Raw genomic sequence first — 26,320 nt, 5'->3', positions numbered from 1 at the left:
GCATATTGGGGCCATTGCGCTGGGAACTGTGTTAGTTTTCTTCTAGCAGTTCAACGGGAAGGTTTACGTACATGGCAGCGCAGCGTCTCCAGCTCACGTGGTATAACAAGGACAAAGCTCTCATCCCCACCGATTCCGGTAAATATGGCTACACCTGGGTAGACCCTTCCGACCCACGCTATTGCGAGACCCGCACCCTCATCTACGACGACTATGTCGAGGGCACCCAATCCCCCAAAACGGATGAGTTTGAGTACTCCGAGCTTGCGGATCTGGAACCGCAAACTGACAATTTGTTAATCCTCGGCGAATCCGGGGACGTGCTCGAAGCACTCACCCGCGTGCCCGAGCTGGCCGAAAAGTACCTGGGCAAGGTCAAGCTCATCTACATTGACCCCCCTTTTAACACGGCCCAAACCTTCGCCAGCTACGAGGACAATCTCGAGCACTCCGTATGGCTGACTATGATGCGCGACCGCCTCCTGCACATGAAGAAGCTCCTCGCTGACGACGGCTCCATCTGGGTGCACCTTGACGACGTCGAAAGCCATCGAATGAGGCTGCTCCTCGACGAGGTATTTGGCCCGCAGAACTACGTCGTCTCGATTGAGTGGGAAAAAGCATACGCACCAAGCAACAATGCATCGGGGATACCGATGGTTACTGATGGCATCCTGGTCTACCAAAAATCTGGAGCATTTAAACGCAATAAGCTGCCAAGGAGCAGCGCGATGGACGCACGCTATGCAAATCCAGATGGTTCTGTTCGAGGACGATGGAAGCAAGGCGATAAGAGTGCCCGTCACACTCTTGGGAAGCGTCAGCACCCTGGTGTATATGGCATCCAACACCCCATCACAGGCGATATGGTTTACCCTGCTATTTCTTCTAACTGGCGATTTGAACAATCCGAGATGCTGCGGATCATGCGCGAATGGGGGGCTTACGAGCTCGGAGAAGTAACCGACAGCGAGCTCGAGGCACGCAGAAAAGTCGAGGGAAACGGAGTTGAACTCAGAGACGACGTGAAGCCGCTGATCATTCCGGGCTGGGACGAGCACCACAAGACTCATGCGATCCAGCGCTACGAAAAAGGAGATTGGCCGATTTATTACCCGGCCAATGGCGGGACCGGCGGGTTTCAGAGGAAAATCTACCTCGCAGACGTTGAGGGAATGATGCCTAAGAATCTCTGGCTATCCTCAGAAGTGGGGCATAATGACTCCGCAAAACGCGAAATCCAGACGTTATTTCCCGATACGGTATCGTTTACAACCCCCAAGCCTGAACGGCTTTTAGAACGTGTCATCCACATCGGTTCCAATCCTGGAGACATCGTGCTAGACGTATTCGCCGGTTCAGGAACTACCGCTGCCGTGGCACAGAAGATGGGACGCAAGTGGGTGACGTGCGAGCTATTGGAATCTACGTTTAGCACCTTCACACGGCCGCGCCTGGAAAAGGTCGTCCGTGACGAGGACGCAGGAGGCATCACCACAACTAAGGACCGCACACTGAAGCCTTCCGCAGTGCTTCCAGAGAAGTTTGAGGTTAAGGACCTACAGGACGCGACCAAACTCCTCAATGCCATCGCAAAGGAAGACGGTGCGACCGCGGAAGATGCTGCAGCAATTAAGGCCGTCAAGCGACTGCTAGCGACTGGACCGTCGAAGACCCGGAATTGGCGCGGCGGAGGTGGCTTCCACGTAGCCCACCTATCCCCGGCATGTTTCGACTACAACCCAGAACTGGACCGAGTGATGCTGACACCAGCGGCAACAGGCCAAAGGTTGATAGAGTCCATCGCAGCCAACCTCGGCTTCGCACTGCTACACGCAGAAGATGACTATATCTTCGAAGGCCGCCGGGGCAACGCACTGCTCAAGGTCGTAGAAGGCGTAGCCACTGTTGATGTAGTGGACTCGCTGGTACCTCATGCGGCACCGGGAGAAACGATAGTCCTCGCGGCCACAGCTGTCATGGACGGGGTGCGCCAACACCTGCGCAAGGCGGTAAAGGGATCACGGGTAGTTGCCCTTCCAGACGATCTATTTCACTACAGCAAAGGCGGTGAACAGTAATGGCTAACCGGCTCAATCTCAGTTTTAATTCCGACATGCTGGAGTCAATTAGCTCCGAGTTTGACCTGCGCACGCCAAACAAGGAAGCGCTGCACAAACTAGTCTCCACGTTGGCTGGGGATTATGACCCTGCCGTCATGCAGGTACTGAATTTGGCTACTGGAGTGGGTAAGACCTATCTTATGGCCGCCTTCGTGGAGTACCTACGTCGCCAGGGCGTAAGTAACGTCGTAATCGTTACGCCAGGAAAGACCGTTCAAACCAAGACAATGCAGAATTTCCGTCCGGGATCACCGCGTTACATCACCGGGTCGTCTGCGCCGCCAGAAGTAGTGACTCCGCAGGACTACTCAGCATGGGTTTCCCGGCAAAACGGCGCACCTCAGCTCTCCTTCGGCCACGAAGTGCCTCTTCTGGCTTTCATCTTCAACATCCAACAACTCATTGCTCCAAAGAAATCCGAAGGGTCCACGCACGGATCTACCCAAGATGCTGTCCGGCGCAGGCCCCGCCGCTTCGACGAAAATGCCGGTGTCCTCTTCGACTACCTCAAAGATTTGGAAGACTTGGTAGTAATCGCTGATGAGTCTCACCTCTACAGTTCAACCGCCAAGGAGTTTAATGCGGCCCTCAAGGAATTGGCCCCAGCTGCGACGATTGGTCTGACAGCCTCCGTAAACCGGAAGTCCGACCATGTTATCTACCATTACCCCCTGTTCCGGGCGATACAAGATAAATACGTCAAAGCCCCAGTACTGGCATTCCGAAAAACTGGATATGGCGACGACGAGGCTGCCGAAGAATTACAGCTACGCGACGCTTTGCAACTCCGCGACTTCAAGCAATCCTATTATGATGCCTACGCAGCCAATAATAACTGCGACAAAGTTAATGCTGTGGTCTTTGTAGTCTGCTCTGATGTCGAACACGCCACCCAAGTCGCCGAGCTTTTACGCACTCCGGAGTACCTTGGGCGCGCCGAAGCTGTTCTGCAGGTCGATTCCAAACACGAGGACGAGCTGACCCAGCGCCTCCTGAACGAACTGGACCGGCCTCACTCCCCGGTCCGCGCGGTAGTTAGCGTGAATAAGCTCAAAGAAGGCTGGGATGTGAAGAATATCGCGGTCATCGTCACGCTACGCGCGATGGCCTCCGAGGTTCTCACGCAGCAAACAATGGGGCGCGGGCTGCGATTGCCTTTCGGCCATTACACCGGAGTCCAACAGATTGACCAGCTAGATATAATCGCGCATCAGTCGTTCAACGAGCTGCTCGCTGCTGAGAACGTGCTGCAGCAGTTTGGCCTCGAAGAAGCTATCGATAGTGAGAGCAAGGCACGAGTAAGCAAGGCCATCCGTAGAGCCGCTAGTGAACCCGATGCGGAGGAAGCAAACTCAATCAAACAGGAGAATGGGAATCAGCCCGCACTCAATAGCTCGAAGGAGCCGAAACCGGCAGGTGGCAGCAATCCCGCCGGGAATTTGCCGGATGCCATTCCCGTCCACGAATCCAGCGATGAAGACAAACCGGGAGTCTCGATTCGTACGATTACTTCCCCTGTTCCTGACTCTGCACAAGAGGCTATTCCAGGGCTAATCACCATCGAAAGAAATCCTGCGTTCGCTGAGGTTACTTACCACTTCCCAGTGACCACGATTTCAGTTCAGCAACCCCCTATTGATCTCTCAGAGATTAGTGAGGCGTCCACTGAACGTGCTGCCCGCCGCGTGACCTCCGCCGGTGACGTACTCCTGCGCAAGGAAATCATCGCCGCCCTAGGCAAGCCACTACGGCTCGGCGACCGCGAAAGTGCAGAAGTCGACTCCATCAGCGTCGATCACAAGGAGGCTGCAAATGCACTGGTCAAGCTGGTGATGAATATGGCGCTCGTGCCCAAGACTGAGCAGACTGCCCGCTATGTAGAGAAATTCCTAGTGCCAAGATTCATGCAGCTAGTGACTTTTGAAGACTGGACGATCAAATCCTTAGACTCTGCACGCCGGGAATTACAAAACCTAGTCGAAACCCACACAAAGGAAACCTTGCGCGCTACTCGTGAAGTTCCTACCATCCACCCCAAAGTCATGCCCGGAAGCGGCTACACCTTGCCTTTCGGAAAAGAGATCCATGACCAAATCGAGTCACGCGATCACTTCAGACGTGGGCAGTTTTACCGAGGTTGGATTAAATCTCTGTTCCCTGAAGAGTCTTTCGATTCCTTCAGCGGTGAATACCAACTAGCCCGCTTATTGGACACCTCACCGAGAATCATGTGGTGGCATCGCCTGCACGCTCAAGACCAGGCTTTCGTGTATTACAACGCCAAGGACCGCTATTTTCCGGACTTCGTGGCTTTGGACACCGAGGGCGTGCACTGGATCATAGAAGGAAAATCAGAACGAGGCCGGGACGATGCCCAAGTACAAGCAAAACGCGAAGCAGCCGAGTCATTAGTACGCCGCCTCATCGCAGAAGACAACTACGAGGGCCAACACTGGGGCTATCTGATCGCCTATGAACAGGACATCGCCCGGGCAGATTCGTGGGAAGACCTCAAGGCACTCTCCCAAGCGGTCAGCAACCTCTTGTAACCCGTACGCTGAAATCCGAACGAGGTAGTACACTTGGGCGCCAATAGCCTACTTGTGCACCTCGACCGATGGGAGGCAGGGAAACCATGAACGAACAGCAAAAGCTGGAGTATCGCACGCGCATGGCAGTCGCCGATTTATTCTGTGCGAACCTTGAGCGGTCGGGGAACCACGATCGGCTACTCCAGAGTCTGGGAACCGACGAATTACCTGTGATTATTCCTGCGTTGGGCACTACTCTAGCTTCACATATCCGAAATGCAGCTAAACGGTATATTGATGCTGGCGAAGGCCACGTCTTGGTCCCTGTTTGCCACGGCGATTCCGAATCTGGAGCCCTCACGCTGACCACCCTGGTCGTCACCAAGGCCACCCAAGGATTCTGGTCGTTGGATATGGACGAAGTGCACGGCAGCGCGACCATGGACCAGATCGTTGAAACGCTCGATAGCAGCAAGAAGTGGGACGTTGCCGAGCTAGATGCACAGCAACGCCAGCAACTTCAGGATATGGCGGCCGCATAGCCGGATTGTGGCCGCCAAAACCGCACATGGCGGCCGCATAATCGGGAGTGTCCGTTAGCGGCCACCGTGTGGGTGACTTAGTCCACCTTGTACTCAGCCATTTTGTCCCAGGTGGTCTTGCCCGGAATCTTGGTGTTAATGATGTCCGGGGTTTCCACCAGGTACTGCGGCATCTCTTCGCAGCCGCGCTTGAAGTGATCGGATTCAACGTGGGCTACGTCCGCACCGTCTTCGTAGGCCTCGATGAGCAGGAAGCGCGAATCATCTTCTGGGTCGGCGTACCACTTAAAGAAGATGCAGCCCGGCTCCGCATTGCAGGCGTCGGTGTACCACTGCACCTGGTCCAAGAAGGTATCCTTGTACTCTGACTTTACGTGGAACTTCACGTTGATCAAAATCATAAAAACTCCTTTATTTTGTGATGCGCGTCGGGTAACGCGGCATTCGCCTTGTGGTGCGGCATTCAGCCTGCTGGCCTTTCGGCACCGCACACCACCATGCCATAACAAGCATGGTGGTGCAGAGCCCCTGGTCAGGCCTCGAGTTTTTCGCCCAACTCCAGCCATTCCATCTCCAGCTCTTCGCGCTGGGAGGTCAGCTGTTTGAGCTCGCTATCGAGCCGGACTAGCTCCGCAGTATCCATCTTTTCGGCAGCCTGCGCCATCTGTTCATTGAGCGTGGCAGTGGCCTGGTCCAGCTTGGACATTTTGCGCTCCAGGGCGTTCATCTTCTTCGTGATCTCGCGTTGCTCTTGGGAGCTCAACGCCGAGGATTTGGCGGCCTGGGCTTTGGCGTTTGCCTGTGTCTTGGGCTGCGCCTTGCCGTCGGCGGCATCGGCAGCACTGGCGGCATCGGCGGTACGGGCGGCATCGGCAGAATTGCTCACCGTAAGCGCCGTGGGGGCAGATTCCATGGCGCGGCGGCGGGTGAGGTACTCCTCAATACCACCGGGCAAGTGGGTAAGTTTGCCATCGCCGAAGAGGGCATAGGTGTTATCCGCAATGCGCTCCGTGAGGTAGCGGTCGTGGGAAATAACCACCAGCGTTCCCGGCCAGGAATCCAGCAAGGATTCCAGTTCCTGGAGGGTATCAATATCAAGGTCATTGGTGGGCTCGTCCAGGAGCAACACATTGGGCTCAGCCATGAGCACGCGGGTCAGCTGCAAACGGCGGCGCTCGCCACCGGACAAATCACCCACGGGAGTGCGCTGGCGTTTGGGGCTAAAGCCCAGCCGCTCTGCCAACTGGGAAGCAGAGAGCTCTTTCTTACCCAGCTGGACATAGGTGGCAACGTCCTCCACGGAGTCCAACAAGGTCCGCGTGGGGTCCAAGTCATCTAATTCCTGGCGCAGCCACCCCAGCCGCACGGTGCGGCCTTCGATACGCTTACCAGCTGCCAGCGGATGCTCACCGGCCAGGGCACGCAACAAGGTGGTCTTGCCGGAACCATTAACGCCCACCAAGCCAATCCGCTCCCCCGGCGCCAGGCGCCAGGTTAGACCATCGACCAAGGTGCGCCCGTCTGGGGAGGTGATCTGGGCATCCTCTAACTCAATAACCACCCGGCCCTGGCGCTGTTTGGAAAAAGCCATGAGCTCTACCTTGTCGCGCGGGGCGGGGACATCGGCAATGAGTGCCTCGGCGGCCTCAATCCGATAACGCGGCTTGGAGGTGCGTGCCGGTGCACCGCGGCGCAACCAGGCCAGCTCCTTGCGGGCTAAGTTCTGGCGGCGCTGCTCCATGGCATCCGCCTGGCGGGCGCGCTCGGTGCGGGCGAAGATCCAATCGTTATAACCGCCCTCATAGAAATCCACCCGGCCATCGTGCACCTCCCAGGTCACGCTGGCTACGGTATCGAGGAACCAGCGGTCGTGGGTGACCACTACCAGCGCCAGCTTGCGTTGGAGCAGGTGCTGAGCCAGCCAGGCCACGCCTTCCACATCGAGGTGGTTGGTGGGCTCGTCAAGGACCACCAGGTCCAAGTCCTGCACCAGGGCCGCCGCCAGATTGACCCGGCGGCGCTCCCCACCGGAGAGTTGCCCCACCGGGGTATCTAGGCCTAAGTCCACGATGCCCAAGCCGGAGAGCACGTCGCGGATCTTGGCATTCGAGGCCCACTCGAAGACGTCTACACCTAAGGGTTCGACCACGCACTGGCCAATGGTCAGGGACTCTTCGAGCTCAAAGCGCTGGGTAACCACGGCCATGCGCAGGTCCCCCGCGTGGGAGACGCGGCCAGAATCCGGTGGCTCAATGCCCGTTAAGACTTCTAGCAGCGTGGTTTTACCGCCGCCGTTGACGCCAACGATGCCAATACGCTGGCCGGTCTGCACCCCCAACGACACCCCGTCAAGGAGAGTGCGCAGCCCAAAGGACTTGGAGACGTTTTCGAGGTTAATGAGGTTCGCCATAACCCCGCCAATCTTAGTGGAACCCGCGACCGCACCCCCACCAGCCTGCCATATTGCGAACGGATTTCAATACCAATACCCTATGGGCATGCACAAAGCTCTACTAGCCCCCGTGACCACCACCGCCGCAGCGGCACTCCTGCTGACCGGCTGCTCCACCGCTGAGGAAGACACCGCCGCAGCCCCGACGAGTGCAACCCATGAGCACGACCATGATCATGGGCATGATCATGGGGATGAACACGAGCATGACGGCCACAGCCACAGCCACGACGGCATGGAAGCCGCTGAAGGCGAAATTGAGGTAGCCCAGCTGCCCAACCGCGTGGTGGTGAGCTACGACGGGGGCCTAAGCACCCTGGACGCCAAAACGGGGCAGGTGCTATCCACCGATAAAGTACCGGGCTTCTTGCGTCTATCCACCGCAGGCGATGGGCGCCACGCCCTGGTCACCCAGGGTGATAAGTTCTTGGCCTTTGATAGTGGGCTGATTACCAAGCCCCACGGCGACCACAACCACTACTACACCGCCAACCCGCAGCTGACGAGGACCAGCTTTAGTGCGCCGCACGCCGGACACGTGGTCCACCACGATGGCCTGACCGCCCTGTTTGCCGATGGCACCGGCACCGTGGAGGTCTACAAGACCGACGACATCGCCCAGGGCAAACCCGTGGCTACCTTCGATACCGGTGCGGCCCACCACGGCGTTGCGGTCCCGCTTGCCGATGGCTCCATCGTGACCACCATCGGCACCGAAAAAGAGCGCCACACCATCCGCCACCTGGACAAGGACGGCAAGACGCTGGCAGAGACCACCCAGTGCCCTGGCGTGCACGGCGAATCCACCGCCGCCGATGGCAAGCTCTTCTTCGGCTGCGAAGACGGACCCGTGGTCTTTGACGGCAAGGACTTCCACAAAATCGACGTCCAGGCCTACGCCGGCGCCGGGGGCTACCAGCGTTCTGGAAACTCCGCGGGCTCTACCGAATCCGCAGTCATCCTGGCGGACAATAAAACCCAAAAAGACGCCGAGTTTGAGCGGCCTACCTCTGTGAGCCTCATCGACACCACCACCTACACCGCCAAGAAAGTGGAGCTGGACTCCTCTTACTGGTTCCGCTCCCTCGCACGTGGCCCGCTGGGCGAGGCCCTGGTACTGACCTACGATGGCAACCTCAACGTCATCGACCCAGATACCGGTAAGGTCAGCGCCAAGATCGCCGCCATTTCCGAATGGAAGGAAAAGGAGGAGTGGCAGCTTCCTGGGCCCATCCTCAAGTCCGAGGACGGCTACGCGTTTATAACCGACGCGAACAAGGACCAGCTGGTGGTCATCGACCTCTACAAGGGCGAAGTCGTTGCTCGCCATGAGCTGGACTTCACCCCCGTCGAGATGGCTGTGCTCTAGGCCGCAGTGCACCGCGGCGCGGACGCCCGCGCCGCGTCTAAGCGAGCACCCGCGCCGCGCCTGAGTAAGCGCCCGCGCCGCGTCTAGGCAAGCACCCGCGCCCCCGGCGCGGGGCTGTGCGTGACCATGCCGCGGGTGCCCCGATTATCGGCGCTGACCTGGGCCACGACCTCCGCAGCGGTCTCAGCGTCCTCGCACAAGAATGCACACGTGGGCCCGGAGCCAGATACGATGCCGCGCAGCGCACCGGCGGCCTCGCCGGTATCGAGGACTTTGCGCAGATCCGGACGCAACGACAACGCCGCGGCTTGCAGATCATTATGCAGCGCCGCCGCCACCTGTTCGGCGCTACCGGAAATCAGCGCGCGGCTAATATCCGCGGTGTCCAGGTGCGGCTGGCTGCCACGCCCCGCTGCGCGCAATTGGTCCAGCTTGGCAAAGACCGCCGGGGTCGACAGCCCCTGCACACTAGTAATAATGGCCCAGTGATACTGCCCGCGCGCCAGCATGGGGGAAAGCGCCTCCCCGCGCCCAGTGCCCAGCGCTGTACCACCTAGCAGCGTAAAGGGCACATCCGAGCCCAAGTCTGCGGCCATCTCCTGCAAAACACTATCCCCAGGAACCTCCACCCCCAGGTACTCCGCGTAGGCCTGGGCAGCCAAGCGTAACGTCGCGGCGGCATCGGCAGACCCGCCCGCCATGCCACCGGCAGCCGGGATAGACTTATGCAGCCGCAGCGACACCGCAGGCAGTCCCAGGGCGCCATGCTCACGGCGCAGGTACGCAGCCACGGCATCGACAGCCCGCCAGGCAAGATTGCTGGCATCGGTGGGCACCCCGGCAGCATAGGGCCCTGCCACCTGCAGCTGGTGGCGGGGGGAGGACGAGGGGGCATCGGCAAGCTCTAGCTGGACCACATCATGAATGGCCAGCGACTGGAACACCGTGGCCAGCTCATGGAAGCCATCCGGGCGCGCCGGGCCCACGCCCAAATGCAGATTGACCTTGGCATGCGCGTGAGCGTGCACCTAAACCACCCCCGCCAAACGCACAAAGTCCCCAATGGCCAGCTTCTCCCCGCGCACAGTGGGCTCAATACCCGCCGCACGCAACGCCTCCTCCGCTGCAGCCGCCGAGCCGTAGTGACCAGCGAGGGCCGCGCGCAGCGTCTTGCGGCGCTGGGCAAAGGCGGCATCAACCAGCGGAAACACCCGCGCGCGCGTGCGTGCGTCTACCGGCCAGGGCGCCTGCTCCCAACAGTCAATGCGCACCAGGCCCGACTCAATCTTCGGCGCAGGCCAAAAAACATTCTTGCCGATACCCCCTGCCTGGCGCACCTGCCCATAAAACGCTGCCTTGGCGCTGGGCACCCCATAGACCTTAGATCCAGGCTGGGCGGCCAAACGCTGGGCAACCTCTAGCTGCACCATGACCAGGACGCGGCGAATGGTGGGAAATTGTTCCAGGAAGTTCAGCAGCACCGGCACGGCCACGTTATAGGGCAGGTTAGCCACCAACGCGGTGGGACTATCAATATCGCTGGCCGTAACAGTCAGGGCGTCCTTTTCTATCAGACGCAGAGCACTGGCACGGTGCGGGGCCCGGGCTGCCACGGTATGCGGCAGCTGGGCGGCCAGCCGGGGGTCGATTTCAACGGCGGTGAGCCAATCAACCTCGTCGAGCAGGCCCAGGGTCAGCGAGCCCAGGCCCGGGCCGACTTCTACCACCCGGTCGCTGCGGTCCAGATCTGCTGCGGCCACAATGCGCCGGATGGTGTTGGGATCATGCAAAAAATTCTGTCCCAGCTTCTTGGTGGGAGTAACGTCGAGTTGCTGCGCAAGCTGGCGAATTTCCACAGGACCCAACAGGGCGGCTTTGGCTTCAGACATGCCTATTAGACTAACGCAGCTAAGCCGACGCGGTTTAACTTGTGCGTTGTAGTTAGCGCGGTGTGACTAGCCCGGTTGAGTTAGCGCAGCCCCATCTTGGCGGTACAGGCCGGCCAGGCACCCCAGCCTTGGGCAGCCTGGACGCGCTGCGCGACTGCGATCTGCTGCTCGCGGGTAGCTTGCCAGGCCTCCGGGGCGTATTCGCCACCACCGTAGCCCAGCCAGGTAGACGGGGTGAATTGCAAACCGCCGGAGAAACCATTGCCGGTGTTGATGGACCAATTGCCCGTGGCCTCACACTGGGCCAAGGCGTCCCACACGGAGCCTGCGGCCACGGCCGGGGCGGTAGAAGCCGGCTTGGTCCCGCGCGCGATGGTTGCTGGTGCCGCGGGGCGAACCTCCACGGTCTTAATCACCTCATCTGATTCCCGCTGGCCATCGACCATGATCAGGCGGCGGGTGTTAATGCGCTCGCCGGGAGTGCCTTCGGCGCGGATGGCTTCCTGGCCCTCTTCCAGCTCCGGGTCATCGACGTAGGTAGGCTCCGCCTCAAAGGTCTCGGTCTGCTCGTAGTCCGTGGTGGAGACCTGATCGACCTTGATCTTCATGCCCTCGGTCACCGGGGTGTCAGGGGCGGGGTGCACGCGGTCATCATCATCGACGTCAATGCCGCGGGCGGCAATGACATCCGCCACGGTCTTGGCGGCAATCTTGGTAAAGGTCACGCGGCCACCGTCGTTGACCTCAATGATCTTCGGGGAAATAACGTCTAGCTGCAGGCCTTCGGTCACCAGCTGGCTGCCGTCGGTCTCTTGCCCCGCGGCCACCAGGGTGGCGCCGGGAATCTGTGTGCCCAGATCCCCCAGCAGGTCCTCGATAGTCAGGGCGGTGGAGGACAGCTTGCGCTCCACGCCATCTATACTGACCGCAACGGGCTTGGCGGTGCGCACGGTCACGGTATCTCCGGAGCGCAGCTGAGCACTCGGCGGCGGGGAGACCAAGTCCTTGGCCCCCACCTCTACCCCAGCGGCGGCCAGGGCGGAGTTCACGTCCCCGCCGAAAGTGGCCAGCTTAATCTCTTCACCATTGACATCCACCGTGACGTCCTTGTGGGCGCCGGCGGCAACCACGCCGCCAACAGCCAGGGTGGAGAGCATACCGCCAGTAGCCAACCGCAGTGGCAGGGAGCGAGAGTTGTTGATCCGCTTAATCTGATGGGTCGTAGACACGCAGGTTCCTTCCGCGGGGTGCTCGTACTGTCATCATGGGCCCGCTAGCTGCCTCGCTGCGAACCCGAACCTTAAGTAACAGTACGGTAACAATGTTTAGCCGTCGATCAGGGCAGCACCACACGCAAAACGGCTAACGCTTGCGTCACACGCACCCCAGGGACATCGGCTGAACTGCACAAACACTCTTGTGAAAAGCCTCACCCTAGACCTGTGACTAGGACTGTGGCTAGGCCTGTAGCTATGCCTGTGCCTATCCCTGTGGCTATGCCTGTAGCTATGCCTGTGCCTATCCCTGTGGCTATGCCTGTAGCTATGCCTGCGGCAGGCCAAAAACCCGCGTAAAAGTCGCACCCACGGCCACAGCCAAGTCGCTGACCTCCACCCCGCGGGCATCGGCAATGCACTGCCACGTATGCCCAATCAAGGCTGGCTCATTGCGCTGCCCGCGGAAGGGCTCCGGAGTCATATAGGGGGCATCGGTTTCAATCAGCAGCTGCTCCACCGGCACCAGGGCGGCTGCTTGGCGCAACTCCTCATTGCGCTTGAAGGTCACGTTGCCCGCAAAAGAAAGCACCCAGCCGCGCGCGACGGCCTCCTTAGCAACCGCCAGTGGGGAAGAAAAACAGTGCAACATCACCGGCACATCCACATCAGCCAGGGCCTCTAGCAGCTGTGCGTCCGCCTCACGGTTGTGAATCATCAACACCTTGCCCACCTGCTTGGCTAAACGGGCATGCCAGTCCAGGGCCTCCAGTTGAACCTCTAGCGGTGCGGTTGTCTCCGGCGCATGCTCTATCCAATAGGTATCCAGGCCGGTCTCCCCCACGGCCACGCAGCGCGGGTCAGCAGCCATGCGCGCGATGGACTCCCGTGCTGCGGCGTCAAGCTCGTGTGCCCGCACCGGGTGCACCGCACAGGCCGCCCACACCCCAGGGTGAGCGTGCGCTGCATCCAGCGCCGCTTGGGACTCAGCTACATCATCACCGACGGTAACCATGCGTTCCACACCGGCGGCGGCTGCGCGGGCGACCAAGGCGGCATCCTCATCCGGGTGGGAATACAGGTGCGTATGGGCATCACTCAAACCAGAAAGGCCAGGCACGGCAACGGGGGTAGGACGCGGCTTCTTCTTCGACATGGCTCCACAGTGTAGCCTTGGATTTCATGCATATCCGGGAAGCCACCCTAGCCGATGTCCCAGCTATGACCGCTATCCTCAACTGGGCAATCACGCAAACAGATGCCCTCTTCCGCGCCAACGAGGCCACTGTGGCCGAAAGGGAGGAATTCCACCGCCAGCTGGAAGCCGACGGCTACCCCTGCCTAGTCGCCGAGGAAAACGGGCAGCTGCTGGGGTGGGCACTATACAAGCCCTACCGCGACCCGCAGCTGTGGTACCGCGCCTGCGAGGACACCATCTACATTGACCCCGCAGCACACGGGCGCGGTGTGGGCACAGCGCTGATGGCCGAGTTGGTGGCCCGTGCCTGCGCCGATCCCAAAGCCCATAGTCTGATAGCCCAAATCACCGGCGCCAATTCCGCCTCTGTGGCCTTGCACCGCAAGCATGGCTTTAGCCAGGTGGGCACCCTGCGCCAAGTGGCCCGCAAGTTCGACCGCTTCCTGGACCTGCACATTCTGCAGCGTCTGACCCCGCACCCTTAAGGAGACCCCATGCTGATCCGTCCCGCACAGCTTGCCGATGCCCCCGCGATCACCCAGATCTATAATTGGGCCTCTGCTCAGCCCGCCCTCAACCTGGTCACCTGGCAAGAAAATGCCGCTGACCGCGAGACATGGTTGCGGGAACAAAACCAGGCCGGCTACCCGGTTTTTGTTGCCGAGGAAGACGGCCAGGTATTGGGGTGGGCGGCGTATTTCCAGTTCGTCACCCCCGCCATTTATTACGGCACGGTGGAAAACTCGGTGTATGTGGACCCGCAGGCTCAAGGCAAGGGCGTGGGATCGCAATTGATGGCGGCAGTCCTGGAGCACGCGGAGGCCAATGACTACGTGCGCACGATGATTACCTACATTGTCGACGAAAACTACGGCTCCCTGGCCCTCCACCTCAAGCTCGGTTTTGTGGAAACCGGGCGCATGCCCAACATCCATACCAAGGCGGGCAAGCGGCTGGGCTTGGTGCACCTGCAGCGCGATTTCAACCGGGACTAGGAGCCGGGACTAGGAGCGCTGCGCTAGTTCATCACCGGCTGCCCCCGGCCGAGCCAGAGTTGATGCTTTGTAGTGCGGAAGCTGGCCCACGCACTACCCTCTGGCTGCTAGTCCCGTTTCCCTCGGTGCACTAGTCGTCCCGTCGCCTCTGTGCGCTAGTCCCAACAGTCCCACGCGCTACCTGTATATGAAACTATCCCGCGATATATACAAGTAGCCGCAAGCGTTCCGTGCGACCTGGGAAAACTCGCCCGCCTGCGGGCCACCTGTATATGAAACTATCCCGCGATATATACAAGTAGGACCTCGCCCGATGGACCAGGGCGATGTGCGCCGTCAGGTGCGCGACTTGGTGCGCCGTCAGGTGCGCCGTTAGGTGCGCGGCTTGGTACGCCGTTAGGTGCGCGGCTTTGTGCGCTGCGCTAGTTCCTCATCGACTACCACCGGGCGACAGGCGCGTGCCCCGCACCAGGCCATAACCAGGCTCAAGACGATGAGCAGTACCAGCACCTGCGTCCAGCCGCCCCAAGCCACAGACATCACGCCCACCAGGAAGGGCAGAATTCCAGCCATGAGGTAACCGCCGGGTTGGACAAAGCCGGACAGCCTGGCGGTTACTAGTGGGGAACGCGTGCGCTGGCCTAGCAGGGCGAGTGCCAGCGGGAAACACATGCCACCAATACCCAGCAATAGTCCCCACAGCAGCGGTGCACTTGTCGGCTGCCATAGCACCCCGCACCAGCCGATTGCGGTGATGAGTGACAGCGCAATGGGCACGGGAACCAGGTTGCGCATCCGCGCGCACAGCCACGGCATGAGCACCCCACCGAGGATATTCATACTGCCAATGAGGATGAGCGCCCAGGCAGCCACGTCTGCGCCCACGCCGCGGTCGGCCAGCATCTGCGGCAACCACCCCATTTGGACGTAGGCACCCGCAGACTGCAGGCCAAAGAAACCCAGCAAATACCACGCTGTAGGCGAGGTGCGCATGGGTTTACCGCCACTAACCTGGGTGCCGCGGGGGACGTCGCGCCCCAGCCGCGGGGCCAACGGCAACCACCACGCAAGAGCGATTACCGCAGGAAGCGCCCAAACTACCAGAACCAGCTGCCAGTCGCGCAGTAGCAGCGAAGACAACGGCCCCACCGCCCCGGACAGGCCCAATACTGCGGTATAGGCACTCATCGCCACGACCGGGGAAAGCGCTGAGCGGGTGTTTTTGATCCACGCCGGCAATAAGACATTGGCCACGGCAATCCCCGCGACAACTACCACGGTGCACAGGAAGAACAGGGCAAAGCTACCCAACCAGGGGCGCAGCGCCAAACCTGCCGCTATGGCCAAGACGCCGCACAGCAACGTCGGGGTCAGCCCCAATTTGCGCGCCAGCGGCACCGCGCACCAGCCCATGAGGGCAAAGCACAGCCCGGGTAAAGCAGTGAGTAGACCCGCCGTGGAGGTGGATACCCCCAGGGCTGCGCGCACCTGCCCCAGCACCGGCGCCAGCGAGGACACACCTGCACGCAGGTTGAGGGCCAGCATGACTATTGCCCCGAGCGTCACCCCCGCCCCTAGTCGGGCGCGCAACGCGGCGCTGTCTTGAGACGACTGCTCTGTCATATGCCCTCCTTGGGATAACACAGCTGCTGGAGTAAAGCTATTGGGATAACGCAGCTGTTGAGATAACAAAATCGCAGTAATTAAAAACAGCCCTTCCTTTTAAAGGGGAAGAGCTGTTTAGCGGGCACTTATTGCACGGGTGCCCACTGCGGTCCGGTTTGCGCCAGCTCCGGATCCAGCTTGGCCACCAGCGGTTCTGGCTTAGCCAGCGGGGTGCCCGGGGTAACGTCCACGCGCTGCCATACTGCCTGCTGGTTGTCGTAATCCCCGGTGATAATCGGGTAGCTGTGACCCTCCGGCGGCAGGCCTACGCCCACCAGGTCCACCGGCTGGGTATCGCTGACTTCTTCTACCCGCGGTTGCGCGGCCCACACGCCGTCGCGCCCCAGCGTCTCATGGACCTTCTGGGCGGTAAACGGTAAGAAGGGAGTTAGCAGCACGTTGCAGTCTGAGACCACCTGCAGTGCAGTCCACAACACGGTGGCTAGGCGTTCGCGCTGGGAGTCGTCTTTAGCCAGCTTCCACGGCTCCATCTCTGCGATATAGGCGTTGGCTTCTCCCACCACGTGCATAATCGCGGTAATGGCCTGCTTGAACTTGGACTGCTCCAGCGCGGCGCCTGCGGTAGCGAAGGTCTCTTCCGCCAGGGACAGGATGCGCTGATCGGCTTGCTCCAAAGACGCTGGCACGGGCACTTCCCCAAAGTTCTTGTGTGCCATGGATACCGTGCGGTTGACCAGGTTGCCCCAGCCGTTGGCTAGCTCATTGTTGATCCGCCGGACAAACTCCTCCCACGTAAAGTCCGTGTCATTATTCTCCGGGCCGGCCACGGCAATGAAGTAGCGCAACGGATCCGGGCCAAACTCCGCTAGGAAGTCCTTGACGTAGATCACTACGCCCTTGGAGGAGGAGAACTTAGAACCCGACATGGTCAAGAATTCCGAGGAAACAATCTCCGTGGGCAGGTTCAGCTCGCCCAACCGGTGCTCCGCACCGCCCTTGGAGCCCTTACCGGCGTAGCCCAGTAGCTCCGCTGGCCAAATCTGGGAGTGGAAAGTGATGTTGTCTTTGCCCTGGAAGTAGAAGTGCTTAGCATCCGGGTTCTGCCAGAACTCCTTCCAGGCATCCGGACTTCCGGTGCGGTAGGCCCACTCGATGGAGGCAGAGAGGTAGCCAATCACGGCATCAAACCACACATAAAGCTTCTTGGCCCCATTAGTCTCCCAGCCTTCCACCGGGACGGGAATACCCCAGTCAATATCGCGCGACATGGTGCGCGGGCGCATGTCTTCTAGAAGGTTCAGGGAGAACTTCAATACATTAGGACGCCAGTCCTGGCGGGACTTCAGCCACTCCTCCAGCGCGTCCTTGACTGCTGGCAGGTCCAGCAAGAAATGCTCGGTCTCAATAAACTGCGGAGTCTCCCCGTTAATCTTCGATACCGGGTTGAGCAGATCTACCGGGTCCAGCTGGTTGCCGCAGTTATCGCACTGGTCCCCGCGGGCATCCTCAGCCCCACACAGCGGGCAGGTGCCCTCAATATAACGGTCCGGGAGGGTACGCCCGGTTGACGGGGAGATTGCCCCCTGGGTGGTCTCTTTGATCATGTAGCCGTTTGCATACAGACCCTTGAATAACTCCTGCACCACGGCGTAATGATTGCGAGTGGTGGTGCGGGTAAAGAGATCATAAGACAGGCCCAGTCCGGCAAGGTCTTGAACAATCTGGCGGTTGTAGCGGTCCGCAAGTTCACGCACCGTCACGCCTTCTTTATCGGCCTGGACCAACAAGGGCGTGCCGTGCTCGTCCGTGCCGGAGACCATGAGCACATCAGCCCCGCGCATTCGCTGGTAGCGGGCAAACACATCCGAGGGAACCCCGAAGCCGGCCACATGGCCAATGTGGCGCGGGCCGTTGGCGTACGGCCACGCCACATTCACTACTACATGTTCTTTATGTGCATGCTCTTTGCGCTCAGTCATGCCCACTACTCTATCGCGACCGCCTGCCGGGATGCGCTTGAGGTCCCAGCGAGCGCCCAGCAAGCCCATAGCGAGCAACAAGTAAAGGGCTAGCACAGAACAAGCAAAGTTCTAGCTAGCCCTTAGGCGCGAAAACCTAGTGCTTCTTGCGCAGGTGCAGCAACTCGTTGCGGCGGCGCTTGAGCTCTTCGGCGCGCTGGTATTCGCGGTGCAAGCGGCGTTCACGGGCCAGCTTGCGTTGGAAGGCCTGCGACTCGCGGTATTCCAGGTAAATGACGTCGGTGCTCAACCCCCGGTAGATGGCCACCATCAGGCCCACGATGATGAAGAGGAAGGGCAGCGCCGCCACGATGGTGACGTTTTGCAGGTTGGACAGGGAGTCCTCGTTGGTCAACAGCAGGGTCAGGCCTACCGCTGCGGTCAGCGCACCCCAGGTGGCGGACAACCACGGTTTGGCATTGGCCGCACCGTTTTGGGACATCGAGCCCATCACCGTAGATGCCGAGTCCGCAGAAGTAATAAAGAACGTCGCCAACAAGATAGCGCCCACCACGCCGGCCACGAAGCCACCGGGGAAGGTGTGCAGCAGGTTAAACAGCTCTTGCTCAGAGGACTCACCGGCGATGGAGTTGCCCTGCTGCTCCAGGTGGATGGCGGTGCCACCGAAGATGGCAAACCACACGGTGGACAGACCAGAAGGCACCAACATCACGCCCACACAGAACTCGCGTACGGTGCGACCGCGCGAAATGCGGGCCAAGAACATACCCACGAACGGCGACCAGGAGATCCACCATGCCCAGTAAAAGATGGTCCAGGACGACAGCCACTCCGCTGCTTCGCCGTTGTTGGACTCGGCGGTGCGGCCGATCATCTCCGTGAAGTTGTCCAGGTAATTGCCCACAGAGCCCGGGATCAGGTTAAGGATGGACACCGTGGGGCCCACGATGAAGACAAAAATAGCCAGCAGCGCTGCCAGCACCATGTTGGCATTAGAGATGTACTGGATACCCTTGCCCACACCAGACATGGCAGACAGGATAAACGCCAGGGTCAGCACCAGCACAATGCCAATGACCACGTTATTAGACGGGTTTTCAATCAACCCGGAGGCCTGCAAGCCTGCCTGCAGCTGGATAGCGCCCAGACCCAAGGAACAGGCGGTACCAAACACAGTGGCAAACACCGACAGGATGTCAATGATCTTACCCAGCAGGCCGTCAGCCCTGCGCTGGCCGATGAGCGGCACGAAGGCCTGGCTCAACAATTGGCGCCGGCCAATACGGAACGTCGAGTAGGCAATGGCTAGGCCCACGATGGCGTAGACCGCCCACGGGTGCAGCGTCCAGTGGAACATCGCGTGCGCCATGGAGGTGCCCACCTCGCCCGGACCATGGCCCGGCACGCCGTTGCGGTAGTAGTTCAGCGGTTCCGATGCCCCGTAGAACATCAGACCAATGCCCATACCGGCGGCAAACATCATGGCAATCCACGACGGCGTGGAAAACTCCGGTTCTTCCTCGGCTGCACCCAGACGAATGGTGCCAAACTTCGATGCTGCAATCCACAGCACAAAGACCACAAACACGGTGCCAAAGAGGACATAAGCCCAACCGAAGTTGCCCACCACAAAGCTCAAAGCGCTAGCTGCGAACTCACCGAAGGACTCTGGGGCCGCCAGGCCCCACCCCACGATGGCGGCCACCAGCACCGCGGTGACCGAAACGACGGTCCAGTCGATGGGGGCATCGTCAGAATCTGCGGCCAACTCCACCTCGGGCTCGCCGCTATCGGCTGCCTCGAAGTCCATATCCAGCATGTCTTGGAGCTGGCTGGTCGCTGAGCGCTCATCTAGCTGCTCGTCGACGGTCTGGTATTCCTCTTGAAATTCTTGGAGCGCTTCCTGCTGCTGTGCAGAAAGCGGGCCGTGTACTATTTCTTCCTTAGTAACGTCGGGTATTACCCCGCCGGTTTCTGGATGTTCTGAATTTGCCATAACACCCAGGGTGTGTCAGCCGCAGCGTTTCTTTCAAATACTTTTTGCGGAATTTCTCACACTTTTCCAGCGCTCATTCTGCGTTTGCCCAGCAAAATCCCAGTGAACCCCACAGATAACAATTGGACAACAATCCTGAGAATTTACTTATCGTGTGCTGCATCTCGCACCTCATCCCTTGCCGCTAGGTAGGCGTCGTACAACTCCCGCACACTCGCGCCAGTCCCCGCGGCCGCCTGCTTGCAGGCTTCTTTGGCCCGCAGCCCCTGAGCCACCAAGTGCTCTACCCGCGCCACCAAATCAGCCACCTCTACTGCTTCCTCGGCACCACCTTCAATCACCACCGTAACCTCCCCACGCACGCCATTGGCTGCCCACGCCGCCAATTCCTCCAGGCTGCCGCGCGCAATTTCTTCATAGGTCTTGGTCAGCTCCCGGCACACCGCCGCGCGCCGCTGCGGGCCTAGCACCTCGGCGGCATCGGCAAGCGTTGCAGCCACCCGGTGGGGAGATTCAAAAAAGACCACCGCACGCCGTTGCCCCCGCAACGACTCCAGCCAAGCCTTGCGCTGGCCGGATTTGCGCGGGGCAAAGCCATCAAAAATAAAATGCCCCACCCCCAGGCCAGACAGTGCCAGGGCCGTCGGCACAGCAGAAGGCCCCGGAAAGCAGGTCACCGGCACACCAGCCTCCGCCGCCGCGCGCACCAGGGACAGGCCCGGGTCAGAGACAATGGGCATACCGGCATCGGTAACCACCACCACGGTGCCGGTGCGGGCGGCATCGACCAAGCCCTGCGCACGCTCTTGCTCATTGTGGTCAAAGTTGGACACCACCTTGCCAGAAATCTCCACCCCCAGGGCCTGCGCCAGGGCACGGACCCGACGGGTGTCTTCGGCCGCAATCACATCTGCCTGTGCCAGGGCTTGGAGCAGGCGCGCTGAGGCATCCCCGATATTGCCCAGCGGGGTGGCCGCCAGCACAATACCGCGCGGCAGCGGGTCAAGCTTTAGAGTCAAGGCGCCCAAGTGTGCAGTCATGTCCCCCATATTCTCACACCCGTCCCGCCCCCTCACACTGCTGATACCCCCACCAGCTCACCGTCTGCCCTAGACTTCTACACCGTGACTCCCACTGCCGTCCTTGCCGATGCCCCCAGCGCCCACGCTGCCACCTCCCTTCCGGCTCCCCGCACCTACCCGTGGACGCGGGCAGATACCTATTCCACCGCCGTGATTGCCGTGCTGGCCCTGCTCACGCGCTTTGTGGGGCTGACCTTCCCAGTCTCCCAGGGAACGCCGGTTTTTGATGAGAAACACTATGTGCCCCAAGCCTGGGACATGGTGCGCAGCTGGGACAACCTTTTTATCGGCGGCATTGAATCCAACCCCGGCTACGGCCTGGTGGTGCACCCGCCGCTGGCCAAACAGCTGACCGCGCTGTCAGAGATGCTTTTTGGGTACACCCCGCTGGGCTGGCGGGCCATGGCCGCGCTGTGCGGGGTGGGAGTGGTGCTCGCCACCATGCAGCTGGCCCGCACGCTCTCGGGTTCCTGGCAGGTGGCAAGCTGCGCGGGCATTATCGCGGTATGCGACGGCGTGCTGTTAGTGACCTCCAAATTCGGCATGTTGGACATTTTTCAGGTGCTCTTTGTGATCCTTGCGGCGTGGTTTTTGGCCCGCGACCACCAGCAACAACACGCCCGGCTGCACGCCGCGTGGGAGGCTGGCGGCATGGGCACTAGCAACTTCGGCCCTCGCTTTGGCTTCCGCTGGTGGCGGTTTAGCGCCGGGGTCATGCTGGGTCTAGCCCTGGGGGTGAAGTGGTCCGGGCTGTACTTCATCATGTTCTTTGGGCTGATGTCCGTCTTTAGTGATCTGGCCCTGCGTCGGCGCTATGGCGTTCGCCGCTACGTGCTGGGCACCTTGGTGCGCGATACCCCGGCGGCAGTGGCCTCCCTGGTGGCCGTGCCCCTGGCCATCTACGTGTGGACCTGGCGCGCATGGTTTGCCTCTGAGACTTCTGTCTACCGCCACGCCAAGGTAGACGGCAGCATTGAGGAAGGCTCCGCGCTGCTGCACCTGCCCGAGTCCGTAGCCGGATGGCTGTATTATCACGCCACCGTATTAGAGTTTCACGGCTCGCTTACCTCCTCCGGCGGACACTCCCACCCGTGGGATTCCAAGCCGTGGGCCTGGCTGGTAGCCGCCCGCCCCATCCTCTACCTGTCTAATACGGAGACCACCTGCATGGGCGGCAAGGCGTGCCGGCAGATGCTGTATTTGTTTGGCACCCCGATTATCTGGTGGCTGATTGTGCCCGCCGTGTTGTGGGGGTTGTGGTCGCTGATTATTCGCCGCGACCGCCGCTTCCTTGTTCCCCTGGTGGGGTTTGGCGCGGCCTTCCTGCCCTGGTTGGTAACCATTGACCGGCAAATGTATTTCTTCTACGCCGCCACCTTTATCCCCTTTATCATCGTGCTTCTGGCCTTGATCGTGGGGCAAGCCGTGGGCACCGGCCGGCCCATAACCAGCCCGCTGTTTGTCCGCCCGCTGCCCAGCGGGACCCTGGCGGCAATTGTCTACCTGGGGGCCGTGGTGGGCTTCTTCATCATCTTTAGCCCCCTGCTCTACGGCTACGCCGTACCGGAGGGCTATTACCAATCGCTGATGTGGCTGCCCAGCTGGAGATAGACCCCTAATCGACCGGGTTGGCTCCCAAGTGGCGCAGCCACCACCGCGGCGTATAGCCGCTGGTGGCTACCCAGGCCACGGCCAAAGACACCGTGGCAGCCGCCAGTGCTGCCAACGAATAGAACTGCTGCGCCCCCAGGGTGCCCAGCACAATATCGCGCACCGCAAAGCCCAGCAGGAACATAAACATGGTGCCCACCACCGGGGCCATACCTATAGCCGATTGTGGGCGCCACGCGGCATAAAACAGCCCAAAGCCCAACCCAAAGCGCAATGCGGCGGCCTCAATCAACAGGGCCTGCTTGTGGGGGTCTGCATCCGGGGCCAGGGTCTGGGAGTCCGTCCAGCGCTCCACCCCGGAAGAACTCAGCACCACACCCACCGCCCACAGGCACAGCAGTGTTCCCACGAGCACCAACAACATGCGGGCTATAACCAACCAGAGGGCGCGGGTGCGCGCTGCTGCCCGCCACGCGGGTTCTACTCCCGCCACGATGACCTCTGAAAGGTCTGCAGGGGGCGCCATCCCGGAATCTGCCAGGAAGCTCCGGGCAAAGCGCGCGCTGCGCTCTTGAAACTGCGCGCACTGGCGGCATTGGGCTACGTGCGCGTCGATCACGTCATCTGCCAGCGCGTAGTCCTCCCCGTCTAGGCGTGCTGACAATGCAGCTTGGACCTCATCATGGTTCAACACGGCTCAACACTCCATCCAAACTGGCGCGCCCTGCGCCAAAGACCACAATCATGAGCAGGGATACCAGCAACACCAAGGGGTATTCCACCCCACCATCAGTGGCAAAAAGCCCGTTACCCAGGTGGACAAAGTAGCCAGCCAGCCCCACCAGCACCGCCAACGTCCCGGCCACCGCGGTACTGAGCAGCCCGACCACCAGCAGCGCCCCGCCCAGCATCTCGATTACTGCTGTAATCCACGCGGACAGGTGGGGTTGGACTATCCCCCACTGCGCAAACTCCTCAGCCGTTGCTGCAATTCCGCTGAAAAACACCTTGTCCACGCCGTGTGCTACAAACACCACGCCCACCACCACGCGCAGCAAGAGCAGGGCGGCGTCACGAACGGCAGGTTTATCCATGGCCATTAGACTACCTTTTCTACGCTGGTTTTCCCCTCTTTGCTGAAAGGTGCCCGCTCATGGCCTGGCTTGCCCTGGATACCCCACCTGACTGTCCTCTAGGGCGAATCCACCTGGTAGTCGGCCCGTACGCCCTCCACCAGGTGCTTTTGCCCACGGACTTCCCGCACGCTCTGCCCAGGCAGGAGGAGGATCCGCGCCATCCCATTTTGCTCCAGGCTCGCGCCCAGCTGCTGGAGTACTTCGCGGGTACCCGGGTCAGCTTTAGCCTCCCGCTGCCCGCACCTGACCCCGGGTTTGCCGGGGCCGCCCAGGCCGCCCTAGGCCAGATTCCTTATGGTCACCGTTGGAGCTATGCACAGCTTGCCGATACCGCCGGGAACCCCCGCGCCGCCCGTGCTGCGGGTTCCGCCTGCGCGCGCAATCCGCTGCCGCTGATACTTCCCTGCCACCGCGTGGGCCCTGCCAGTGGAGCTTTAGGCAATTATCGTGGAGGCTCTGACGCCAAACGTTGGCTCATTGCCCATGAGGCTGCGCACTTATCTCCCGGGACCGGGGAACCTTTTGACGGCTGTGACAGTCCAATTATCTAAACCATCCACCCACACGAAATTCAAGGAAACACCTATGAAGAACTCTATTGAATCCTCCGGCCTGGTCCGCGGCAGCGACGGGCGCCTTCGCCCCGCCTGGGCTGCTACCTCCAAAATGTTGCAAGACTATTACGACGAGGAGTGGGGCTTTCCAGTCCACGACGAACAAGGCCTCTTTGAGCGCCTGAGCTTAGAGACCTTCCAGGCCGGGCTGTCGTGGTCCACGGTCTTAACCAAGCGGCCGGCTTTCCGGGAAGCCTTTGCAGATTTTGATCCGGAGCAGGTAGCCCAGTTTGAGGATGACGACGTAGAGGTTCTGCTGGAGAACGAGGGCATCATTCGCAACCGCAGCAAGATCTGCGCAGTGATCAACAACGCGCAGGCCACTCTGGAGCTGCGCGCTGACGTAGGCCTGGACCAACTGATCTGGTCTTTCCTCCCCGAACAGCAACCCGCCGAGTCCCAGACCACCTGCCCTGAATCAAAGGCCATGGCCAAGGCACTCAAGCAGCACGGCTTCCAATTCGTAGGACCCACCACGTGTTTCGCGCTCATGCAGGCCATCGGGATGATTAACGGACGGGTTCCGCATGACGCAGATAAACCAGAGCGCAGCAGCACAGCACCAGGCACATTGCCCAGGACAAAGCATAGGGAGTAGTAGAAGTGAGCTGCTGGTGAGCAAACGCCGTCGCCACGATGGAGCTGGCTAGCGGGATAAACATCGCGGAGGACAAGGACTCCACAACGAACTCCTCGCTGCGAGAGGGGCGAATTAGCCCACTCGGCGCCTAGAGAGCTCGTCGCGGGGGCTGCGACGGTTGATAATGCGTGGAGCACCCAGGTGTTCTGCATCATAGCTGGAATCATAGACGGCCAGGAACTCGAAATCCGGGCTTTCATCGTCAGCCTCAAGGACTACCGCGCCGGGGCGGCGCAGGCTGCGCGGCACGGATAGTTCTTCATTCTCTGCATTGACCACTCCCAGGCGGGCGCGGCGCAGGGCGCGCACGCGGCGTTCCCGCAGGCGCTGCTCCGCCAGGGTTTGGTTGCGCAGCGCCACCAGGTAGGCGGTGGTAGCAACGCCCACGACTTCGGCCAGCCACCATGTCCAGCCACCGAAGACAATGCCCAGGGCCACCGTGCCAATCACCAACACGGCCAGCACAGTCAAAATCCGCTGGCGGCGTTGGTAACGCGTGACCCGGGCAGCGCTATCAGCCTCCGGATCCCAGCCGCCGCGCCCCAGACGGCGGCGAGCAAACTCCATGTCCTCATCGGAAAGGTCCTCCTGCGCTGCAGCGGGATCCGCCGCGGTGGAGTTCCCCGCATCCTTTGCAGCAGGGGCGTCGCCGTCAGCACCTTCTTGCCCATCGGTTTCTTCCTGGGAATCCACAGCGCCGGGGTAGAGCAAATCTACCGGGGACGTATAGGACTCCTCTAAGGGGTAAGCGTCCTCGTTGTCGGTCGCAGTGGGTGCGGTAAAGACCTCAGCGGCTTCTTCTTCGGCCTGCTCTTCTGCGGCGGGTTCTTCCGCCAACAGCACGTCATCATCGTCATCGCCGTCAAATTCGTCGACAGCACCCGCAACGACGGCAGTGTCGGCAGCGTTAGCAGTATTGACAACCTCAATGGCACCGACAGCGTCAGTAGCGCCGGTGGGGTTGCTGTGCACAGTATCCTCGACCAGCTCCCCTTCGATGGTCGCAGGGGCAGCAGGGGTGGAGGCAGAGGGGGCATCGGCAAGCTCTGCAGTAACTTCCTCAGCCTCTTCGTCTTCTACGGAGTCCACCACGGGGCGAGCCTTTAGGCGCGGGCGGCGGGCACCCGCAAGCGGGCCGGAGTTGCCGTTGAAGAGCACGCGGGTGTCATCAAAGCCCTCCCCGGTGTGGTTGACCGGCTTTTGGCCGCGCAGCAACCAAGGGGCCAAGACAAAAAGCCACACCACAATAATGAGGATGATAATTGCACCAGTGGACACGCAGGCGACCTTTCTGCAACGAAGACAGTGTGGCCGCCAGTTTAG

22 protein-coding genes are annotated in these 26,320 nt (G+C 60.7%); 9 read left to right on the top strand and 13 right to left on the bottom strand.

Translation table 11 applies throughout. The annotated features are described in order from the left end of the window. Positions 1-71 precede the first annotated feature (71 nt). The 3 genes from G7Y31_RS03770 to G7Y31_RS03760 all read left to right on the top strand — a co-directional run bounded on the left by G7Y31_RS03770 (position 72) and on the right by G7Y31_RS03760 (position 5,196). Complete coding sequence (locus G7Y31_RS03770) at positions 72-2,081, top strand: site-specific DNA-methyltransferase (protein ID WP_165007819.1); 2,010 nt, start codon at positions 72-74, stop codon at positions 2,079-2,081. Beyond that, the gene (locus G7Y31_RS03765; RefSeq protein WP_165007821.1) at positions 2,081-4,672 is read left to right on the top strand and encodes a DEAD/DEAH box helicase; all 2,592 of its coding nucleotides are present in this window, start codon (positions 2,081-2,083) and stop codon (positions 4,670-4,672) included. Before G7Y31_RS03770 ends, G7Y31_RS03765 begins: the two co-directional genes overlap by 1 nt. An 86-nt stretch (positions 4,673-4,758) precedes the next feature. Then, complete coding sequence (locus G7Y31_RS03760; RefSeq protein WP_165007823.1) at positions 4,759-5,196, top strand: hypothetical protein; 438 nt, start codon at positions 4,759-4,761, stop codon at positions 5,194-5,196. Positions 5,197-5,273: 77 nt separating this feature from the next. Here G7Y31_RS03760 and G7Y31_RS03755 read toward each other — a convergent pair whose 3' ends face one another. Both G7Y31_RS03755 and G7Y31_RS03750 read right to left on the bottom strand, forming a co-directional pair. Next, a complete protein-coding gene (locus tag G7Y31_RS03755; RefSeq protein WP_165007825.1) occupies positions 5,274-5,597 on the bottom strand; it encodes a putative quinol monooxygenase in 324 nt (107 codons plus the stop codon). A 131-nt stretch (positions 5,598-5,728) separates the two neighbouring features. After that, positions 5,729-7,606 (bottom strand): ABC-F family ATP-binding cassette domain-containing protein, encoded by a 1,878-nt coding sequence (locus tag G7Y31_RS03750; RefSeq protein ID WP_165007827.1) that lies wholly within the window; start codon positions 7,604-7,606, stop codon positions 5,729-5,731. A gap of 88 nt (positions 7,607-7,694) precedes the next feature. On the opposite strand from G7Y31_RS03750, the gene G7Y31_RS03745 reads away from it, so the two are divergent. After that, positions 7,695-9,017, top strand: coding sequence for a hypothetical protein (locus tag G7Y31_RS03745; RefSeq protein WP_165007829.1), 1,323 nt, complete (start codon positions 7,695-7,697; stop codon positions 9,015-9,017). Positions 9,018-9,100: 83 nt separating this feature from the next. Here G7Y31_RS03745 and G7Y31_RS03740 read toward each other — a convergent pair whose 3' ends face one another. The 4 genes from G7Y31_RS03740 to G7Y31_RS03725 form a co-directional block, all read right to left on the bottom strand. Continuing rightward, positions 9,101-10,045 carry a 4-(cytidine 5'-diphospho)-2-C-methyl-D-erythritol kinase gene (locus G7Y31_RS03740; protein ID WP_165007831.1) on the bottom strand — a complete coding sequence of 315 codons (945 nt, stop codon included), beginning with the start codon at positions 10,043-10,045 and terminating at the stop codon, positions 9,101-9,103. After that, complete coding sequence (gene rsmA, locus G7Y31_RS03735; RefSeq protein ID WP_165007833.1) at positions 10,046-10,906, bottom strand: 16S rRNA (adenine(1518)-N(6)/adenine(1519)-N(6))-dimethyltransferase RsmA; 861 nt, start codon at positions 10,904-10,906, stop codon at positions 10,046-10,048. A gap of 80 nt (positions 10,907-10,986) precedes the next feature. Then, positions 10,987-12,063, bottom strand: coding sequence for a resuscitation-promoting factor (locus G7Y31_RS03730; protein WP_165007959.1), 1,077 nt, complete (start codon positions 12,061-12,063; stop codon positions 10,987-10,989). A gap of 385 nt (positions 12,064-12,448) precedes the next feature. Further along, positions 12,449-13,276, bottom strand: a complete 828-nt coding sequence (locus tag G7Y31_RS03725; RefSeq protein WP_165007835.1) for a TatD family hydrolase — start codon at positions 13,274-13,276, stop codon at positions 12,449-12,451. Between the two features lie 26 nt (positions 13,277-13,302). Here G7Y31_RS03725 and G7Y31_RS03720 point away from each other — a divergent pair, with 26 nt between their 5' ends. Beyond that, on the top strand, positions 13,303-13,803 hold the full coding sequence (locus G7Y31_RS03720; protein WP_165007837.1) for a GNAT family N-acetyltransferase: 501 nt from the start codon (positions 13,303-13,305) through the stop codon (positions 13,801-13,803). Positions 13,804-13,812: 9 nt separating this feature from the next. After that, a complete protein-coding gene (locus tag G7Y31_RS03715; RefSeq protein ID WP_165007839.1) occupies positions 13,813-14,313 on the top strand; it encodes a GNAT family N-acetyltransferase in 501 nt (166 codons plus the stop codon). Between the two features lie 396 nt (positions 14,314-14,709). Here G7Y31_RS03715 and G7Y31_RS03710 read toward each other — a convergent pair whose 3' ends face one another. The 4 genes from G7Y31_RS03710 to rsmI form a co-directional block, all read right to left on the bottom strand. Beyond that, a complete protein-coding gene (locus tag G7Y31_RS03710) occupies positions 14,710-15,936 on the bottom strand; it encodes an MFS transporter (protein WP_165007841.1) in 1,227 nt (408 codons plus the stop codon). A gap of 128 nt (positions 15,937-16,064) precedes the next feature. Then, complete coding sequence (metG, locus tag G7Y31_RS03705; protein WP_165007843.1) at positions 16,065-17,918, bottom strand: methionine--tRNA ligase; 1,854 nt, start codon at positions 17,916-17,918, stop codon at positions 16,065-16,067. A 136-nt stretch (positions 17,919-18,054) separates the two neighbouring features. Then, positions 18,055-19,728 (bottom strand): BCCT family transporter, encoded by a 1,674-nt coding sequence (locus tag G7Y31_RS03700; RefSeq protein WP_413227969.1) that lies wholly within the window; start codon positions 19,726-19,728, stop codon positions 18,055-18,057. A 329-nt stretch (positions 19,729-20,057) separates the two neighbouring features. Beyond that, a complete protein-coding gene (gene rsmI, locus G7Y31_RS03695) occupies positions 20,058-20,954 on the bottom strand; it encodes a 16S rRNA (cytidine(1402)-2'-O)-methyltransferase (protein ID WP_165007847.1) in 897 nt (298 codons plus the stop codon). A gap of 84 nt (positions 20,955-21,038) precedes the next feature. Between rsmI and G7Y31_RS03690 the strand changes: the two genes are divergently transcribed. Beyond that, positions 21,039-22,607 carry a dolichyl-phosphate-mannose--protein mannosyltransferase gene (locus G7Y31_RS03690; protein ID WP_165007858.1) on the top strand — a complete coding sequence of 523 codons (1,569 nt, stop codon included), beginning with the start codon at positions 21,039-21,041 and terminating at the stop codon, positions 22,605-22,607. A 4-nt stretch (positions 22,608-22,611) separates the two neighbouring features. Here the strand turns inward: G7Y31_RS03690 and G7Y31_RS03685 are convergent, their stop codons facing one another. Further along, positions 22,612-23,301, bottom strand: coding sequence for a hypothetical protein (locus tag G7Y31_RS03685; RefSeq protein ID WP_165007860.1), 690 nt, complete (start codon positions 23,299-23,301; stop codon positions 22,612-22,614). Beyond that, complete coding sequence (locus G7Y31_RS03680) at positions 23,288-23,701, bottom strand: DoxX family protein (RefSeq protein WP_165007863.1); 414 nt, start codon at positions 23,699-23,701, stop codon at positions 23,288-23,290. Before G7Y31_RS03680 ends, G7Y31_RS03685 begins: the two co-directional genes overlap by 14 nt. Positions 23,702-23,760: 59 nt before the next feature. On the opposite strand from G7Y31_RS03680, the gene G7Y31_RS03675 reads away from it, so the two are divergent. Beyond that, entirely contained in the window at positions 23,761-24,294 is a 534-nt protein-coding gene (locus G7Y31_RS03675; protein ID WP_165007865.1) for a methylated-DNA--[protein]-cysteine S-methyltransferase, read from the top strand. Positions 24,295-24,328: 34 nt separating this feature from the next. After that, positions 24,329-24,955: a DNA-3-methyladenine glycosylase I gene (locus tag G7Y31_RS03670; RefSeq protein ID WP_165007867.1), complete on the top strand. Its 627-nt coding sequence runs from the start codon at positions 24,329-24,331 to the stop codon at positions 24,953-24,955. Positions 24,956-25,069: 114 nt separating this feature from the next. On the opposite strand, the gene sepX is transcribed toward G7Y31_RS03670, so the two are convergent. Further along, positions 25,070-26,275, bottom strand: a complete 1,206-nt coding sequence (gene sepX, locus G7Y31_RS03665) for a divisome protein SepX/GlpR (protein ID WP_196823612.1) — start codon at positions 26,273-26,275, stop codon at positions 25,070-25,072. Positions 26,276-26,320: the final 45 nt, after the last annotated feature.

The organism is Corynebacterium lizhenjunii, assembly GCF_011038655.2.
In the GTDB taxonomy this organism is placed as follows: domain Bacteria; phylum Actinomycetota; class Actinomycetes; order Mycobacteriales; family Mycobacteriaceae; genus Corynebacterium; species Corynebacterium lizhenjunii.
Note: the sequence above shows the minus strand (reverse complement) of the source record. Positions and strands in the feature narration are given on the sequence as shown.